Here is a 15,938-nt window from a genome sequence, read left to right as displayed (position 1 = left end):
ATCCGCCCAGCAAGCCACAGAGGGTGGAGTCCGCGGCTGGCGAGGACCCCGGCGCGACAGAACTAGCGGTGACCGTAGCCACCATTGCTTTCGATGTCGGCGTCGATCTCGTCGACCGCCGCGTCAAGCGTGTCGGCCACGTCGGCGCCATTGGCGATATCGGCCAGTGCCTTGGTGAAGACCTTGGCCTGGACCACGTAGCCCGGGGTGACCGGGCGCACCAGGGCTTGTGCTTTGGAGAGGTCGAAGAACACCGCGAGCGGGCCGCCATCCTTGTAGTTCTCCGTCATCTGCGCCGCCGAGGGCGTCGGCGGGATCAGGCCGATGCCGTCGGAGAAGGCGGCCAGGTACTTGTCCTGCGCGGCGAACTTGATGAACTCGGCAGCGCCTTCCGGATGTTTTGACTTGGCCGACACGCCGAATTGCCAGGATCCCGCGCCGATCTTGTTGCCGGCGCCGAAATCGGGGGCTGGAAGGAAGACAACGTCATCCACGGCTTCCATCGTTGCCACCGCGCGCCAGTTGCCGTTCCACTGGAAGGCGAACTTGCCGCCGATGAAACCGGTCTGCTGATCGGCCGGGTCCTCGCTGGTGCCAGGCGCATAGCCTCCGGTAAACAGCGCTTGCCACCACTTGCCGAACGCCTGCGCAGCCTCGCCGTTCAGCGCGCCTTCCGCGGTCTTGTAGGTCGAACGGTCGACAATGTCGCCGCCGAAGCTCTGCAGGAACGGCGAGAAGGCGTAGGAATACCACTCGGCCTGGTCGTTCATGCCGAGATCAAGGGCGAATTCATACTTGCCGGAGGCCTTGGCAGCGTCGAGCGCGGCCATGAATTCCTCGCGCGACCAAGGCTTGTCGAGGGTCGGGGTGCGCAAGCCCAATTCATCCAGCGTCGATTGGCGTGCAAAAAGCGCCACCGCCGCCTCCCACAGACCGACCGAATAGAGCTTGCCATCCCACACGCCTTTGGCGCCGGGCAGGAAGTCGGCGAACTCGCTCTCGTCGATCGGCAGCGGCTGCAGATAGCCGGCCCAGGCCCAATTGGGCATGACGGGCCCGTCCACATCCAGAATGTCGGGCAGGTTGCCCGCCAGGGCCGCCGCCGCGACGGAATCATTGTAGCTCTTCTCGGGGAAGCTCTCGATGGTCACCGTCCAGTCGGACTGGCTGGTGTTGAAGTCGGAAATAATCTGGTTGAGGATTCGCGACTCCACCTCATTGCCGGCGCCGTGATACCACATGGTCAACTTGGTCTGCGCCAGCGCGGGCGCACACAGACAGGTCGACGCGATCACCACACCGGCAAGGTGTTTTGTCAGTTTCATCTGATATTCCTCCCTTTTGACTTTAAGGACGCTGGCTGGATCCAAGGCGAGGCCGCCAGGACAGCGGGCCGGGAAGCCAGCGCTCAGTTTCGGGTCGGCCGCTACGGGCCCTTGATGGGGTCCAGCAATGTTCGCGGAAGCCGGACGCATTTGCAATTGCGCAGTTTCACCTGGTCGGAGCAGCAGGTCGACGGCGATTTCCCCTCGTCAGTTCCCGGGCCACTGAGATAGCAGTTCACCTAGGACGATTTTATCGTCCGTCAACTTTCTCCCGGCCGCGTTCAATGTGCAGCTTGTGCGATTCCAAGGGTAACGAGCGCCTTGTGATGTGTCCCCGGCTGCCTGGCGAGTCGTATGACCAAGTCATGGCAAACCTGGCGATGAGGCGGAAGTTCGAAGCGTAGGCGGCTCCGAAGCGGATGGTAGCTTTGTACCGGAAGCGGGTATTGGTGGGCGATGCAGGGATTGAACCTGCGACCCCACCCGTGTGAAGGGTGTGCTCTCCCGCTGAGCTAATCGCCCGCTCGTTGCCCGAAGGCCAAGCGCGCCGCGATATAAGGGAGGCCGGCCGGGGAAGTCAAGGCGATGTGCTGGCGTTCCGACGAAGACCGAATGCAACCACGCCGGGAACGGTCCGGTCGCCGTCGCGCTCAGTGCCCGGCAGCGGCAATCAGGCGTTCGGCCAGACCAAGCGTCAGCGCATCGAAATGCGAGATCACCGCCGACGGTTCGAATTCGCGCACATGGCGGTCGGTGTAGCCGAAATCCACCGCCACCACGGGAATGCCGGCCGCCTTCGCCGTATCGATGTCGGTCTGCGAATCACCGACCATCAGCGCGCGGTGCGGATCGCCGCCGGCGAGCACGATGGTTTCGGTCAGATGGCGCGGGTCGGGCTTGCGGAACGCAAACGTGTCCTGACCGCAAATCGCCGCGAAATGCTTCGCCAGGCCGAGCGCCTCGATCAGCGCCACCGAGTTGGCTTCGTATTTGTTCGTGCAGACGGCCAGGAGATAGCCAGCCGCCTCGAATCGCGCGATCGTCTCGACGACGCCGGGGTAGGGGAGCGATTTGCCCGGGATGTTGTCGGTGTAGTGATCGAGGAACAGCTTTAGCAATCGGTCGTGTTCCTCTACCACCAGCGATCTCTGCTGCGCGGCGTGCGCGCGCTCGATCATCACCCGGCCGCCATGGCCGACGAAGCGCTTGAAGCCGGCCTCGTCGACGGCTGCGAGTTCGCTGGCGGCAAGGCTGTGGTTGAGGCTGTCGAGCAGGTCCGGCGCTGTGTCGACCAGCGTCCCGTCGAGGTCGAACACGATGATCGGTCGGGTCATGGCATGTCCTGTGACGATTGCGCTGCCGGCAGGCGATAGCCGCTGCAGCCCATCCAGGCAAGCCGTGCCAACTCATCCACAGGGCGTCAATCCACAGGGCAAAGTCTTTGACCGGACGGGCAAAGATGCTAGGAGCGCCGAAACAAGCGAAATCCGGGGCAAAGCATGGATGCGAGGCAACTGAAGGTCGAGGCCGCGCGGGCGGCACTTGCCCATGTCAGCGATGGCATGCGGCTTGGCATCGGCACCGGCTCGACGGCCGACGAGTTCGTGCGGCTGCTCGCCGAAAAGGTCGCCACCGGCCTTACCATTATCGGCGTGCCGACCTCGGAGCGCACCGCTATCCTCTGCGGCGAGCTTGGCGTGCCACTGTCGACGCTGGAAGAAACGCCCGAGCTCGACCTTACCATCGACGGCGCCGACGAGATCGATCCGGAGCTGACATTGATCAAGGGCGGCGGCGGTGCGCTGCTTCGCGAAAAGATCGTGGCGGCGGCTTCCGCCCGCATGATCGTCATCGCCGACCGTTCGAAGATGGTCGAGACGCTCGGCCGTTTTCCACTGCCGATCGAGGTCAACCCGTTCGGCCTGCGTGCCACGGAAATCGCCGTCGCCGCGGCAGCCGGAAGGCTCGGCCTTTCCGGCCCCGTCACATTGAGGATGACGGGAAGCCAGCCTTTTGTTACAGACGGCGGCCATTTTATCCTCGATGCATCTTTTGGCCGCATTCCGGATACAAGAGCGCTTTCGAATGCTCTCCATGCCATTCCGGGCGTGGTCGAGCATGGTCTTTTCATCGGGCTGGCATCAGCGGCCATCATAGCCGGCGACGGCGTCCAAACCGTCCATGCCGCCCGAAAACCAGGGAGTTCTATCGATCATGATGTTGCATAACCGGGTTCGCCGTTTTTCTGCAATTCTGGCAGCTTCAGCCGTCTTTGCGTTTTCATCGCCGGCGTTCTCGCAGGACGTCAGCGAAGGGCATCTTAAGGCAGCCCGCGCCGCAGTCGCGGCGATCGACGCGACGGACCCGTTCGACAACATCCTGCCGCAGGCCGCCGCCGCGCTTCAGCAGCAGCTTATCCAAAAGAACCCGGACATGCAGGAGCTGATCGGCAGAACGGTTAGCGAAAAGGCTCTGGCGCTGGCCTCGCGCCGCGCCGATCTCGAGAAGGAAGCGGCCCTGGCCTATGCCAAGGTATTTTCCGAAAAAGAGCTTACCGAAATCGCCGCTTTCTACAATTCCGATACCGGCAAGAAACTGCTCGACAGCGGCCAGGCCGTGACGCGTGAGCTGCTCAAGGCCGCCGAGATATGGCAGAACGGCCTCGCTCGCGACCTCGCCCAGCAGGTCGGCGAAACGCTGGCCGCGGCGGCAAAGGCCACAGCACCGTCAAATGCCGCGGCTCCTGCTGATGGCACGCAGCCGGAAGCACCGAAGAACTGAGCCTGTTTCCGGCGGCGTCATCGCTGCTGGACCGGAAAGCCCGCCTCCGTTGCGCGTCCGACAGGATGCGCGGCGTCCGGGCTTTTCTTTTGGCGGTTTGCAGCCTACCTGTCTCAGACATTTTGAAGGGCAAGGAGCCGCGCCATGGCCGTCTATGACTACGATCTTTTCGTCATCGGCGGCGGCTCCGGCGGGGTGAGGGCGGCGCGCGTGGCGGCGGCACTCGGCAAGCGCGTCGGCATCGCCGAGGAATACCGCTATGGCGGCACCTGCGTCATCCGCGGCTGCGTGCCGAAAAAGCTCTATGTCTATGCCTCGCAATTTTCCGAGCACTTTGCCGACGCCGCCGGTTACGGCTGGACCGTGCCGCAGGCGAGCTTCGACTGGCAGACACTGGTTGCCAACAAGGATCGCGAGATCAGCCGGCTGGAAGCTATCTACAGGAAAAATGTCCAAGGCGCCGGCGGCGAGACGTTTCAGTCACGCGCCATGCTGGTCGATCCGCATGCGGTGCATCTTCTCGGCGAGGACCGCACCGTCACCGCCGACCAGATTCTCATCGCCACCGGCGGCCGCCCGGCACCGCACCCGGCTCTGCCCGGCCATGAGCATTGTATCTTTTCCAACGAGGCCTTCGATCTCAAGGAATTGCCTGACGCGATCATGATCGAGGGCGGCGGCTATATTGCCGTCGAATTCGCCAACATCTTTCACGGCCTCGGCGTCGACACAACGCTGGTCTATCGCGGCAAGGAGATCCTCTCTCGCTTCGACATGGATCTCAGGCGCATGCTGCACGAGACGATGGAAAAGAAGGGGATAAAAATCCTCTGCCATGCCGTGTCCGAATGGGTCAGGAAGCGTCCCGACGGGCGCCTCGACGCTGTCGTCACCGGTGGCAAGGTGCTGACGGTCGATCAGGTCATGCTCGCCATCGGCCGTCTGCCCAATACCGAAAACATGGGGATTGAGGGCGTCGGCATCGAGATGACCAGGACCGGCGCTATCCATGTGGACCAATATTCGCGCACCAGCATCGACAACATCTGGGCGATCGGCGACGTCACCAACCGCGTGCAACTGACGCCGGTGGCGATCCATGAGGCGATGTGTTTCGTCGAGACCGCCTTCAAGGGCAACCCGACCTCGCCCGACCATGAAACGATCGCCACAGCGGTGTTCTCGCAGCCCGAGATCGGCACGGTCGGCCTGTCGGAAGACGAGGCCATAAAGCGTTTTTCCGACGTTGAGGTCTACCGCGCCAGCTTCCGGCCGATGCGCAACACGCTGTCGGGCCGCGACGAAAAGATGCTGATGAAGCTGGTGGTCGACGGCGCCTCGAAAAAGGTGCTCGGCGCCCATATTCTCGGGCCTGATGCCGGCGAGATGGCGCAGCTTCTCGGCATTCCGCTGAAGGCCGGGCTGACCAAGGATGACTTCGATCGCACGATGGCCGTGCACCCGACTGCGGCGGAAGAACTCGTCACCATGTACAAGCCGACCTACCGGGTGAGGGACGGCGAGCGCGCCTGACGTTTTTCCCACACCCTCGCCAACGGAGCACTCGATGCTCGCAAGCAATGGCGCCGCACCACCCGACCACAGATCACCAATCCGATGCGACACTGTGCAACGATATTCTGTTCGCCGCTATTTCTGCCTGATGCGGCGAGGGAAGCGCAGCCATCTTTCCTCGACCGGCCTTGTTTCCTCGACTGGCCTGGGGTGCGCGAGGATGGTGGTGAGCTCGACCGGCAGGCTCGGCGCCAGCGGCTTTTTGGTCGCGACGCCGTCCGCGATGGCAACGATGCTGTGGTAGAATTCGGCGCCTGAAAGCGACCTTGGCGGCACGGCCTCGTGCATGATCGAGATCACCGTGGCATCTGGACAATTGTCCTTGATCGCTTGATGGAAAGCGATCTTCCCTTCCGGATCGAGCGCTCCGGTCGCTTCATCGAGGAACAGCAGCCCCGGCTGCTGCAGCACGATACGAGCGACAACCAGCTTCTGTTTCTGGCCGCCCGAAAGCACCTGGTCCCAGCTCATTCCGTCGCGGCTCTCATCGCCCATGTGTTCGATGAAATCGCCAAGGCCGGCTTTATGCAGGGCCGATGCAACCTGCGTGTCGGTGTGATCGCGCTCTGAACCGGGCAGGCAGACCAGTTGCTTCAGCGAGACCTGCTGCAGCTTGACCTCCTGGGCGGCATAGAAACTTTCGACCCCTTCCGGAAAGACGATGGAGCCGCGGCCATAGGGCCACAGGCCGTTGATCGCCTTGATCAGCGATGTCTTGCCGCAGCCGGATTCGCCCTTCAGGAACGTCCACTCGCCACGCCGGAAGCGCAAATTCGCGGCACTCAGGAAGGGCGTGGCGTCCTCGCCCTGATGGGTCAGCTCGAGTTTCTGGATGGTCAGGCCGAAAACCGGGTTCTGACGGTCGTAGCGGAAATCGGAACAGCCGGTGAGACTATAGAATTCCTGCGGGTGTTGGACGTTTTCGATCGCGTTGGCGAGTTCGGTCACGCGTAGGCTGTTGGCGCGCAGCGCCGCAATGGAAGGCATGACATGGATGAACCACGAACATTGATTGATGAGTGAGTTGACCATCTCGGAGCCCGTTATGTAGCCCTTGAGGTCGAAACGGTTGTGGATATAGGGCACCAGGCCCGGCGCGTAGGCGACAATGCGGGCGCCGATGAAAGTGTAGACCAGCTCGAAAGAACGATAGCTGGTGTTGACGATGTTCAGCCTTGCCCAGGTGCGGTCGATGTCGACATAAAGCCGTTCGTGCATCGTCTTTTGCACATTCTCGCCCTGGGAGGCGGCGACATGGAAACTGCGGCGCAGGAACGTGGTCAGCTCGCCGCGATAACTGCCTTCGGATTGCTGCATCCGGATGTTGATCCGTTCCAGCAACCTGCCGAGCTTCACCGCGATCCAGGTGTTCAGCGGCACGTAAATGGCGACCGCCAGGAAAGCCAGGACCGCGCTGCCATAGCTGCCGAGGAACTCCAGCCCTTTCACCTCTGCCGAGGTTTCAAGCAGTTTCCGGCCGACGAAATAAAGCGATGTGGCGACAGCCATCACCCCGATGGCGAGGCCGATGGCTCCGCCGGTCATGTCCTTGATCGATTCCTGGACACGCTGGTCGATGTTGTCGGGGGCAGCAGCGCCGGAGGAACCGTGCTGAGCATGGAAATGCGTGTGATTGGTGTCGAGAAGCGCTGCGTTGAAGCGGCTGTCCAGCCAAGCGCGCCATTTGCGATGCAGCGTCGCGGAAACAAAAGTGCGGATGCCGGTAAAGCCCGCGTCTTTGAGCACGACCAGAAGGATGAGCACGCCGGCATTGGTGAGCAGCGATGCGAGCGGCGTGGTGTTCGCGGCGTCGTGGTAGAAGGCGATCGAGTTGACCAGTTCCCCGGATGCTTCGGCGAACCAGACGCCAGCCTTGCTGGAGAGCGCGGTAAACAGGGCGATGACCAGCGTCAGCGTCCAGGCCTCCACCCAGCGGTCCGAGAACCAGTAGGCCCGCATCAGTCCCCAGAAGCTGCGCATCGAGGAAACCGGTGTCAGGAGCGGCGACCTTGCGGCACCGCGGAGCCATTTTTCCGATATTGAATGTCGCCCTGGTCTACCGACCCGAATCACAATCCCGCCCAACCCTCTTTTAGTTTTGTTACAGACAGTAACACCAATTGATCATTTTCCATTATCTTTTCTCGGGCTGTCGAGGATTGAACCCCTGGCCGTTGCCATTAAGCAACAGCGGCAACGCCTTGCGAGGTCGCCCTCGACGCAGATTATCCGCCTAATATCAATGAGTTGCTGATTCACGTGTGCAAGCGTCAGCATCTTCCCCAAGGGAAAGCTTTTGCACAGTTTTGTTATGGGAAGAGCGTGATCGATCGGCCGACTTTTATGCTGCGGAAGACGAATCGACGCAAAGCGCGCCGTCATCTTTGTTGCCATATCGACCTGGCGGCAGCCGGAAAGTGACCGGAGGGCGTTGGCCCGGAGGGCGTTGGCTGCTGTGGCGATGTCGCCAAACGCGCCTATGGAAGGACGTCTATCAGTTCGCTTTCTTCAACTCGCCCCGCGCCTTCGCCGCCGCAACCTGGCGAATGGCGTCGGTGAGCGTGTCAACGTCTTGCGCGCCCATCACCGCATACTTGCCCTCAAGCAGAAAGCACGGCACGCCCGTGATGCCCATGCTCGATGCGGTGGCGATTTCGGTGCGCACCGCCTCGACATCTGCGTCCGTCGGCAAAAGCGTCTCGACGACGGACGCATCCATGCCGGCCTCGCGGGCGGCGTTGATCAGCACGACATGGTCGCCGAGATTGGCGCCTTCCTCGAAATTCAACTGGAACAGACGTCGTACCAGCCGGTTCTGCATGACCTCGCCGGCGGCACCAGCCCAACGGATGAGGCGGTGCGCGTCCAGCGTGTTGGGCGCAACCTTTATGGCGGCGAAGGCGAAATTGATGCCCTCGGCTTCGCCCAATGGCTCGATGCGGGCGTGGATCTCGCTGACGCGTTCGTCACTGCCGAATTTGGCCATCATGTATTCGCGGCGATCCTTGCCTTCGGGCGGGATGGTTGGGTCGAGCTGGAACGGCCGCCAGCGAATATGCACCTCGACCTCGTTTGCCGCGGCGATCGCCTTGTCGAGCCGCTTCTGGCCGATGAAGCACCAGGGGCAGACGACGTCGGAGACCACATCGACGGTAATCGACTTCGCGTCGCTCATCTTGATCTCCTGTTCCGAAGAGGTCACTTCGGCTTGCGCCACCATGTCGGCAGTCGATAACCGGATATGGGGGTCTTTCGCGGATGTTCCAGATAGCTCCAGTAGGCGAGCCATTGCTGCGTGTTGTGCTGCATCGGAACCATGTAGTGGCCGGAGATCAACAACCTGTCGAGGACCCGGACGGCGGCAACATAATCTTCGCGGCTGCGGGCGTCGACAATCGCCTCAAGTGCTGCATCAATCGCCGGATCGGCGACGCCGGCAAGGTTGAACGACCCTTCGGCATTGGCGGCAGCCGATCCCCAGCGCCCGAACTGCTCGATGCCCGGCGACAGCGAGTTCTCGAAGCCGCTGGCGCCGATCAGCACCTCGAAATTGAAACGTTGCTTACGTGACTGGATCTGGTCGCCGTCAAGGCTGCGGATGGTGACATCGATGCCGATCTTCGCAAGCGTGCGCTGGTAGATGGCGGCAAGGCGCTCCTCGTTCTGGGAGGCGGTCAGGATCTCGAAGCCGAAGGGTTTCTCCTCGGGATCGAGCATCACTCCATCCTGCAAGGCATAGCCCGCGCCTTTGAATATGTCGAAGGCGGCTTTCAGCACCTTGCGGTCCTGGCCCGAGCCGTCGGTGACAGGTGGCCGCCAGGTGCCGTCCATGACATCGGCTGGCACACGACCCGGGTAGGGCGCCAGGAGCGCCTTTTCCCTGTCGTCGGCCGGATGGCCGAGTGCCGACAACTCGGAATTCTGCCAATAGCTCATGGTGCGCATGTACTTGCCGCCAAACAAGTTCTTGTTGGCCCATTCGAAGTCGTAGAGCATGCCGAGCGCGCGTCGAACCACCGGATTGGAAAACTTCTGCAGCCGCGTGTTGAACAGGAACCCCGTCACCACTGGCGGGATGCCGGTGTCGAACGTTTCGGCGATCACGTCGCCCTTGTGGAAGGCCGGGAAGTCGAGATCGCGCTCGCGCTTGACCGGATCGCTGTCGTCAGCGATGGCGCAGATGCCTTTCTTGAAAGCTTCCAGCTTGGCGTTGGCGTTGAGGAAATATTCGATGGTGATCTGGTCGTAATTGTCGAAACCGCGCTTGGCGGGGATGTCCTTGCCCCAATAATTCGGGTTGCGCTTGAACACGATGCGCTGGCCAGGCGCCACATGCGCCACGGTGTAGGGGCCGCTGCCGATCACCGGTTTCAGCGTGGTCCTGTCGAAGGTCGCCTTGTCGAAAGCGTGCTTCGGCACGATCGGCGTCATCGCGATAACCAACGGAGTCTCGCGATTAGCCTTGTCGTTGAATGTAAAGCGCACGCTGCGGTCGCCGGTCTTTTCCAGTTTGGCGACCATGCTCATGCGGGCGCTGTAGGGTGGCCGGCCTTTCTCGGTAAAGACGTCGTAGGTGAACAGCACGTCTTCCGCAGTCACCGGTTGACCATCAGACCATTTGGCCCTCGGATCGAGGTGGAATTCGATGCTCTTGCGCTCCGGATCCATGTCGGCAGTGTCGGCAAGCAGGCCGTAAAGACTGAAGGCCTCATCGTCGTTGCGCTGCATCAACGGCTCGAAGACGAGATTGCCGAAAATCCTGTCGATCATGCCGCGTGCCGTCGTGCGCAGGCTCTTCAGGATGAACGGGTTGAGATTGTCGAAGCTGCCAACGACGCAATAGGTGATGCTGCCGCCCTTCGGCGGATCGGGATTGACGTAGTTGAAATGCGCATAGTCGGCCGGCAGCGCCGGCTCGCCCTGCATGGCGATCGCGTGTTTCGGCTCCGACAAGGCCGGCTGGGGCGAAAGGGTGATAATCGCGGCGATCAGCCAAACAAGAACGCGGCCCATGACCGTCTCCTTACCGGGTCGGCTTGATGATTCGGAGCGCACCCTAACATGAGCCGACCGCCTCCCGGCTAATCGCGAGCTCAAGAATTGCGGGTATCGGGCTGGATTCGGCACCGCTTGCAGTGTAACACGCCGTTCGAAGTCATTCTGTTGCCTCATTTCGGCAACAGTTAGCTGGACCACACGGCGCGAAGAAGCCGGTCCCGGGATCATTTGAGAGGAAGTGCACGATATGACGAGCCTGAACAGCAACGCGTACCGCCTGTCGGTCATGGCCGCTGGAGTGGTCGGCTTTTTGGGCGCACAGCTTCCCGCTGCTCTTGCGCAGCAGCAACAGCAGATTCCGCAGGGCTGGTTCAAAGCCTGCACCAAGCAGGAAGACGTCGACATCTGCAATGTCCAGAACATCACCACCGCCGGCAACGGCCAGCTCGTCACCGGCGTCAGCCTGATCGAATTGAAGGGCAAGGTAAACCGCAAGGTGTTCCAGGTGACGGTTCCGAGCGGTCGCCTGATTCCTCCCGGCATTGGCCTCCAGATCGACACCGCGAAGGCGCAGAAGCTCGACTATGTGATCTGCTTCCCCGACCGCTGCGTGGCGGAAGTGCCGCTGACCGATCAGCTCATCAGTTCCTTCAAGAAGGGTTCGAACCTGACGCTGACCTCAGTCAATTTCCAGAACCAGCCGAACCCGATCAAGGTCGCTCTGACCGGCTTCAGCGGCGCCTTCGACGGGCCGCCGCTGCAGCAGTCGGACATCGAGGATCGGCAGAAGAAGCTTCAGGATTTCGTTGCCAAGAACAACCAGGACTTCGCCAAGAAGCTCAAGGAAGAACAGGACAAGGCGAAGACCGCCAACTGATTCCTGGGGCAAACAAGACAATTTCTCAAGCCAACAAAAAGCGGGGTCATGCCCCGCTTTTTTGTTCCGTCCGGCCTTTTCTTGATCCCATGAGGCCCGCAATCGCGTCAGGTCTCCGCGATTTTCGTCAGGTCCCCGTAATTTTCGTCAGGTCAATGTCTTGACTGGCGTCTCGGCTCGTAGCGTCCGTCCGGCCTCTTGTCGAACATCTCGCCGATCTCCGGATGCCGCACCGGTTCGCCAGACCGGTCCTCGAGCAGGTTCTGCTCAGACACATAGGCGATGTATTCCGTTTCCGAATTCTCGGCGAGCAAGTGGTAGAAGGGCTGGTCCTTGCGCGGCCGCACATCCGCTGGGATCGCCTCGTACCATTCGTCGGTATTGGCGAATTGCGGGTCGACATCGAAAATGATGCCGCGGAACGGAAACAGCCGGTGGCGGACCACCTGTCCGATCGAGAATTTGGCTGTTTTCATCATGGAACTCACCACTAAGTCCTAGAGTGCCGCGCCCTTGGAATGCGCAAAGACTCCCTAAGACCTTGAATTTACGCGTTACGCTTCAAAAGATCGAGCCCGACTTATGGCTGATACCTGACCTATTTGGCGCAGACGCCGCATGAATTCAATGCCGAACGCTTGACGCCCCGCCAAGCTACGGGCCAGCCCGCCCGGTACTAGCGCCGGATCTGTTTCCTTAAGCCGCCGGCGAGCGCCGCAAAACCACTGCCGGGCCGCAGCCCCTCGCGCATGAAAAAGGCGCGGAGCGGCGCGAATCCGCCGAGCACGCCAAGGCCAGCACTGCGCGCCATCTGTGCCGGCAGCATCTGCGAGAGCAGCGATTTGTTGAGCAGGTTGACCGCATTGCTGCGCGCCAGGATGTCGGGCCGGCGCTTGAAATCATAGGCTGCGAGGGCCTTGACGGCGCCCGGGTTATCCCTGTTTTTGCAAGCAATTCCAATCAGATCATCGATATCCCTGATACCAAGGTTGAGACCTTGTGCGCCGATCGGCGGAAACACATGGGCGGCTTCGCCGACAAGTGCGACCCGGTTGCGCGCGAAGCACCGCGGCGTCACGCCGGAAAGCTGGTAGATCTGCCGGCCGGGTTCGACGGAAACCCGGCCCAGCATCGATTGCATCCGCTGTTCGACCCGCATCGAAAGCGCCGCGTCGTCCAGTGCGGCGAGTTCCTTCGCCGTTTCCGGCTCTACCACCCAGACAAGGCTGGACCGTTTGCCGGGCAGGGGAACCTGGGTGAACGGGCCGGTCTCGGTGTGGAACTCGGTCGACGTGAAAGAGTGGTCGCTGCGGTGGCCGAAATTGAGAACCAATGCCGCCTGCGGATAGGACCGCGCCGACGTCGAGATGCCGGCAGCCTCGCGGGCCGGCGACAAACGGCCATCGGCAGCGACGGCCAGCGATGCCGTGATCTCGCTGCCGTCAGGCAGGATCGCATGCGCATGGTCGCCCTCGAGGCGCCAGGTCTCCACCATCGCTTTTCGCCATTCGATGCCGGAATGGGCGGCAACAACACTGGCAAGCGCGGGGTTGAGCGCACTATTGGGTAAATTCAGCCCAAACTGCTCCTCGCCGATTTCGCTGGCGCGGAAAATGACCACCGGGCTGCGGATCAGCCGGCTGGTTGCATCGACGATGCGCATCACCTTCAGCGGTGCGGCCTGGGACCTCACCGCATCGAGGACGCCCAACCGCTCGAGGATCTTCAGGGCCGGGTTCATCAGGGCCGTCGTGCGGCCGTCCTGGCCATTTGCCTCGGGTCCGACGAGCGTCACGGGAAAGCCGGCGTCTGCGAAACCAAGCGCTGCAATCAGCCCTGCCGGGCCACTGCCGGCCACCAGTATCCGTGCTGTTTCCCGACGGTCCAATTCGGCTTCCCGGTTGCGATGCGAGGCGGTCGGTCCGACCTGAGGAGCATATAGATCAGATCATGCGGCTTGATCAACGCGGCGATTCGGCCCATTCGACTGCCATGACCGCCGAAGACCATGATTTCAGTCATCTCGACCGTTTCGGCCGCGCAGCGGCGAGCGTCTCGCGCAATCCTCGACCGGCGGTGAACATCGTTTTGGGCGCAGCCGTCGTCCTGGCATGGCTGTTGCTCGGCGCCATGGCCATACGTGGCGCCGAAAGCCGGGTTCCGGGCGTGGATGCACCCGGCGACACGATGCTCAGGCACCTGCCGGGGCTGCCGCTGCCGGATCTTCTCGAGCGCTTCTTCAGCCTTTGTCTTGCACCTGCGCCGCTCGACGGCGGCGTCGGCGCGCAGGCCGGAGCGCTCATCGTCATGTGGTTCCTGATGGGGGTCGCCACCATGCTGCCTTCGGCGGCGCCGATGATCCGCACCTATTGCGAGATTGCCGATACCGCGCGGATCAAGGGCGAAGCGGTCGTCCATCCGCTGATCCTGGTCGCCGGTTACCTCAGCGTGTGGTTGGCTGCGTCGGCAGTGTTTGCGGCGCTGACGCTCATCGTTCACGCCTTCGCCTCATCTGTGCAGATGCTCGATCCGGTGGTCGGAGCGACAGGAGCGGCTGCGCTTCTGGTTGCTGGCCTCTATCAGTTCAGCGGCCTGAAGGAAGCCTGCCTGACAAAATGCAAAAGCCCGTTCTCGATCCTGTTTTCGAACTGGAGCGCGAGGCCCGGCCGCATTTTCCGGCTCGGCATGGAGCAGGGCGTCTGGTGCCTCGGCTGCTGCTGGGCGCTGATGCTGGTGATGTTCGCCGTCGGTGTGATGAACGTGTTCTGGTTGGCGTTGATCGGCCTGTTCACCTTGATCGAAAAACAGACGGCGGGCAGGCTGCCAACCCGGATCGCCGGTGCGATACTGCTTGTCTGGGCAACCGCCCTGCTAGTAGTCTCGGCATAGGGAGAGAATTCTATGGCGGATCAAGGCTGGGCAATGAAAGGAGAGTTGGTGCTCTCCTGCAATTGCACGGTTTTTTGTCCTTGCGTGCTGTCTCTCGGCAGTCATCCGCCGACCGAGGGCTATTGTCAGACCTGGGCGGGGTTCCGCATCGATGCCGGCCATTTCGGTGAGGTCGAGCTGTCCGGCCTCAATCTTGGGCTGGTCATGGAAATCCCCGGCTATATGAGCCGCGGCAACTGGACCGCCGGACTGTTCATCGACAAGCGCGCCTCAGTCTACGCGGTAAAGGCGCTGACCAGGATTTTCACCGGCAAGGCTGGCGGGACCACCTCGCTGCTCTCCATCCTGGTCGGAAAGTTCCTCGGCGTCGAGCAGGCGCCGATCACCTATGAGACGCGCGACAGGACCCGAATCTTCCAGATCCCGAAGATCATCGATGGAGCCGTAACGCCGATTTCCGGCAAGGACCGCGACAAGGATACGGTGATCAGCAATTCGGAGTACTGGATCGCACCGGAAATCATCGTCGCCAGGTCCGACAAGAGCAAGATGCGGGCCTTCGGCCGCAACTGGAATTTTGCCGGCCGCTCGGCCGAAATCTGCAAGCTGGACTGGCGGGGCCCGTGAGCAAGAAAACAACGGCCAGAAAAATCACGGCCGGAAAAATCACGGCCAGGAAAATCGCCGACAAGATTCCGAGGCCGAAGAAGAAAGTCACATGGCCGCAGGCGCGCGCGTTTTCGGTGCATCTGCTGACCGCATCAGGCTCGTTCCTGGCGTTCCTGTCGCTGGTGGCGGCGAGCGAGCAGCGCTGGACGGCGATGTTCTGGTGGCTGGGGCTGGCGCTGTTCGTCGACGGCATCGACGGGCCGATCGCAAGGAAGCTCGAGGTCAAGGAAATCCTGCCGACGTGGTCGGGCGAACTCCTCGACAACATCATCGATTACGTCACCTATGTGCTGATACCGGCCTTCGCGCTTTACCAGCGCGGCTTCATGGGCGAGGGCCTGTCGTTCCTGTCGGCGGCGATCATCGTCGTGTCGAGCGCGATCTACTATGCCGACACCGGGATGAAGACCAAGGAGAATTTCTTCAAGGGGTTTCCCGTGGTCTGGAACATGGTGGTGTTCACGCTGTTCGTCATCGAGCCGGGACAATGGGTTTCCTTCGCCGTGGTCGTGGTGGCCGGCATCCTGACCTTTGTGCCGATCAATTTCATCCACCCGGTGCGGGTGGCGCGGCTGCGGCCGATCAACCTTGGCATGACGCTGCTATGGTGCGCTTTCGGAGCGCTGGCGCTGGCGCAGGCAGCTCTTGCCGCCTTCTACGACCAGATCGGCGTCCTGGGCGAGCAGGTGAGTGTCTTCACCAAGATCGGCATCACGGTCACCGGACTTTACCTCGCATGCATCGGCGGTATCATGCAGCTCTTTCCAACGCTCGGCGCCAAGAAAACCTGATCCCATAGAGTCTGGTCCCAAGAGAGCCTCATC

At 61.7% G+C, this 15,938-nt stretch carries 14 protein-coding genes and 1 tRNA gene; 7 read left to right on the top strand and 8 right to left on the bottom strand.

The window, feature by feature from the left end; translation table 11 throughout:
• Positions 1-62: 62 nt before the first annotated feature.
• From X738_RS70080 to X738_RS70070, 3 genes are all read right to left on the bottom strand, one after another.
• The gene (locus X738_RS70080; RefSeq protein WP_023801852.1) at positions 63-1,325 is read right to left on the bottom strand and encodes an ABC transporter substrate-binding protein; all 1,263 of its coding nucleotides are present in this window, start codon (positions 1,323-1,325) and stop codon (positions 63-65) included.
• 447 nt (positions 1,326-1,772) lie between these two features.
• Positions 1,773-1,847 (bottom strand) — tRNA-Val (locus tag X738_RS70075).
• A gap of 128 nt (positions 1,848-1,975) precedes the next feature.
• A complete protein-coding gene (locus X738_RS70070) occupies positions 1,976-2,659 on the bottom strand; it encodes a phosphoglycolate phosphatase (RefSeq protein WP_023801851.1) in 684 nt (227 codons plus the stop codon).
• A 165-nt stretch (positions 2,660-2,824) separates the two neighbouring features.
• On the opposite strand from X738_RS70070, the gene rpiA reads away from it, so the two are divergent.
• From rpiA to gor, 3 genes are all read left to right on the top strand, one after another.
• Positions 2,825-3,553: a ribose-5-phosphate isomerase RpiA gene (rpiA, locus tag X738_RS70065; protein WP_023801850.1), complete on the top strand. Its 729-nt coding sequence runs from the start codon at positions 2,825-2,827 to the stop codon at positions 3,551-3,553.
• Complete coding sequence (locus X738_RS70060) at positions 3,540-4,106, top strand: DUF2059 domain-containing protein (protein WP_023801849.1); 567 nt, start codon at positions 3,540-3,542, stop codon at positions 4,104-4,106. The genes rpiA and X738_RS70060 overlap by 14 nt, the downstream gene beginning before the upstream one ends.
• Positions 4,107-4,250: 144 nt before the next feature.
• A complete protein-coding gene (gor, locus tag X738_RS70055) occupies positions 4,251-5,639 on the top strand; it encodes a glutathione-disulfide reductase (protein ID WP_023801848.1) in 1,389 nt (462 codons plus the stop codon).
• 117 nt (positions 5,640-5,756) lie between these two features.
• Here gor and X738_RS70050 read toward each other — a convergent pair whose 3' ends face one another.
• From X738_RS70050 to X738_RS70040, 3 genes are all read right to left on the bottom strand, one after another.
• On the bottom strand, positions 5,757-7,661 hold the full coding sequence (locus X738_RS70050) for an ABC transporter ATP-binding protein/permease (RefSeq protein WP_023801847.1): 1,905 nt from the start codon (positions 7,659-7,661) through the stop codon (positions 5,757-5,759).
• A 514-nt stretch (positions 7,662-8,175) separates the two neighbouring features.
• Positions 8,176-8,856, bottom strand: coding sequence for a DsbA family oxidoreductase (locus tag X738_RS70045; RefSeq protein ID WP_023801846.1), 681 nt, complete (start codon positions 8,854-8,856; stop codon positions 8,176-8,178).
• A gap of 23 nt (positions 8,857-8,879) precedes the next feature.
• Positions 8,880-10,694 (bottom strand): extracellular solute-binding protein, encoded by a 1,815-nt coding sequence (locus X738_RS70040; RefSeq protein ID WP_023801845.1) that lies wholly within the window; start codon positions 10,692-10,694, stop codon positions 8,880-8,882.
• 232 nt (positions 10,695-10,926) lie between these two features.
• On the opposite strand from X738_RS70040, the gene X738_RS70035 reads away from it, so the two are divergent.
• Entirely contained in the window at positions 10,927-11,556 is a 630-nt protein-coding gene (locus tag X738_RS70035) for an invasion associated locus B family protein (RefSeq protein WP_023801844.1), read from the top strand.
• Between the two features lie 152 nt (positions 11,557-11,708).
• Here X738_RS70035 and hspQ read toward each other — a convergent pair whose 3' ends face one another.
• Both hspQ and X738_RS70025 read right to left on the bottom strand, forming a co-directional pair.
• Entirely contained in the window at positions 11,709-12,032 is a 324-nt protein-coding gene (hspQ, locus tag X738_RS70030) for a heat shock protein HspQ (RefSeq protein ID WP_023801843.1), read from the bottom strand.
• 200 nt (positions 12,033-12,232) lie between these two features.
• Positions 12,233-13,444, bottom strand: coding sequence for a UbiH/UbiF family hydroxylase (locus X738_RS70025; RefSeq protein WP_023801842.1), 1,212 nt, complete (start codon positions 13,442-13,444; stop codon positions 12,233-12,235).
• A 62-nt stretch (positions 13,445-13,506) separates the two neighbouring features.
• On the opposite strand from X738_RS70025, the gene X738_RS70020 reads away from it, so the two are divergent.
• From X738_RS70020 to pcsA, 3 genes are read left to right on the top strand one after another with little or no spacing between them, the layout of a single operon-like run.
• The gene (locus X738_RS70020) at positions 13,507-14,445 is read left to right on the top strand and encodes a DUF2182 domain-containing protein (RefSeq protein ID WP_023801841.1); all 939 of its coding nucleotides are present in this window, start codon (positions 13,507-13,509) and stop codon (positions 14,443-14,445) included.
• A gap of 12 nt (positions 14,446-14,457) precedes the next feature.
• The gene (locus X738_RS70015) at positions 14,458-15,072 is read left to right on the top strand and encodes a DUF1326 domain-containing protein (RefSeq protein WP_023801840.1); all 615 of its coding nucleotides are present in this window, start codon (positions 14,458-14,460) and stop codon (positions 15,070-15,072) included.
• Complete coding sequence (gene pcsA, locus X738_RS70010; protein WP_023801839.1) at positions 15,069-15,905, top strand: phosphatidylcholine synthase; 837 nt, start codon at positions 15,069-15,071, stop codon at positions 15,903-15,905. The genes X738_RS70015 and pcsA overlap by 4 nt, the downstream gene beginning before the upstream one ends.
• The last annotated feature ends 33 nt before the right edge of the window (positions 15,906-15,938 follow it).

The sequence above is a fragment of the Mesorhizobium sp. L48C026A00 genome (assembly GCF_000502375.1).
Taxonomy (GTDB): Bacteria; Pseudomonadota; Alphaproteobacteria; order Rhizobiales; family Rhizobiaceae; genus Mesorhizobium; species Mesorhizobium muleiense.
Note: the sequence above shows the minus strand (reverse complement) of the source record. Positions and strands in the feature narration are given on the sequence as shown.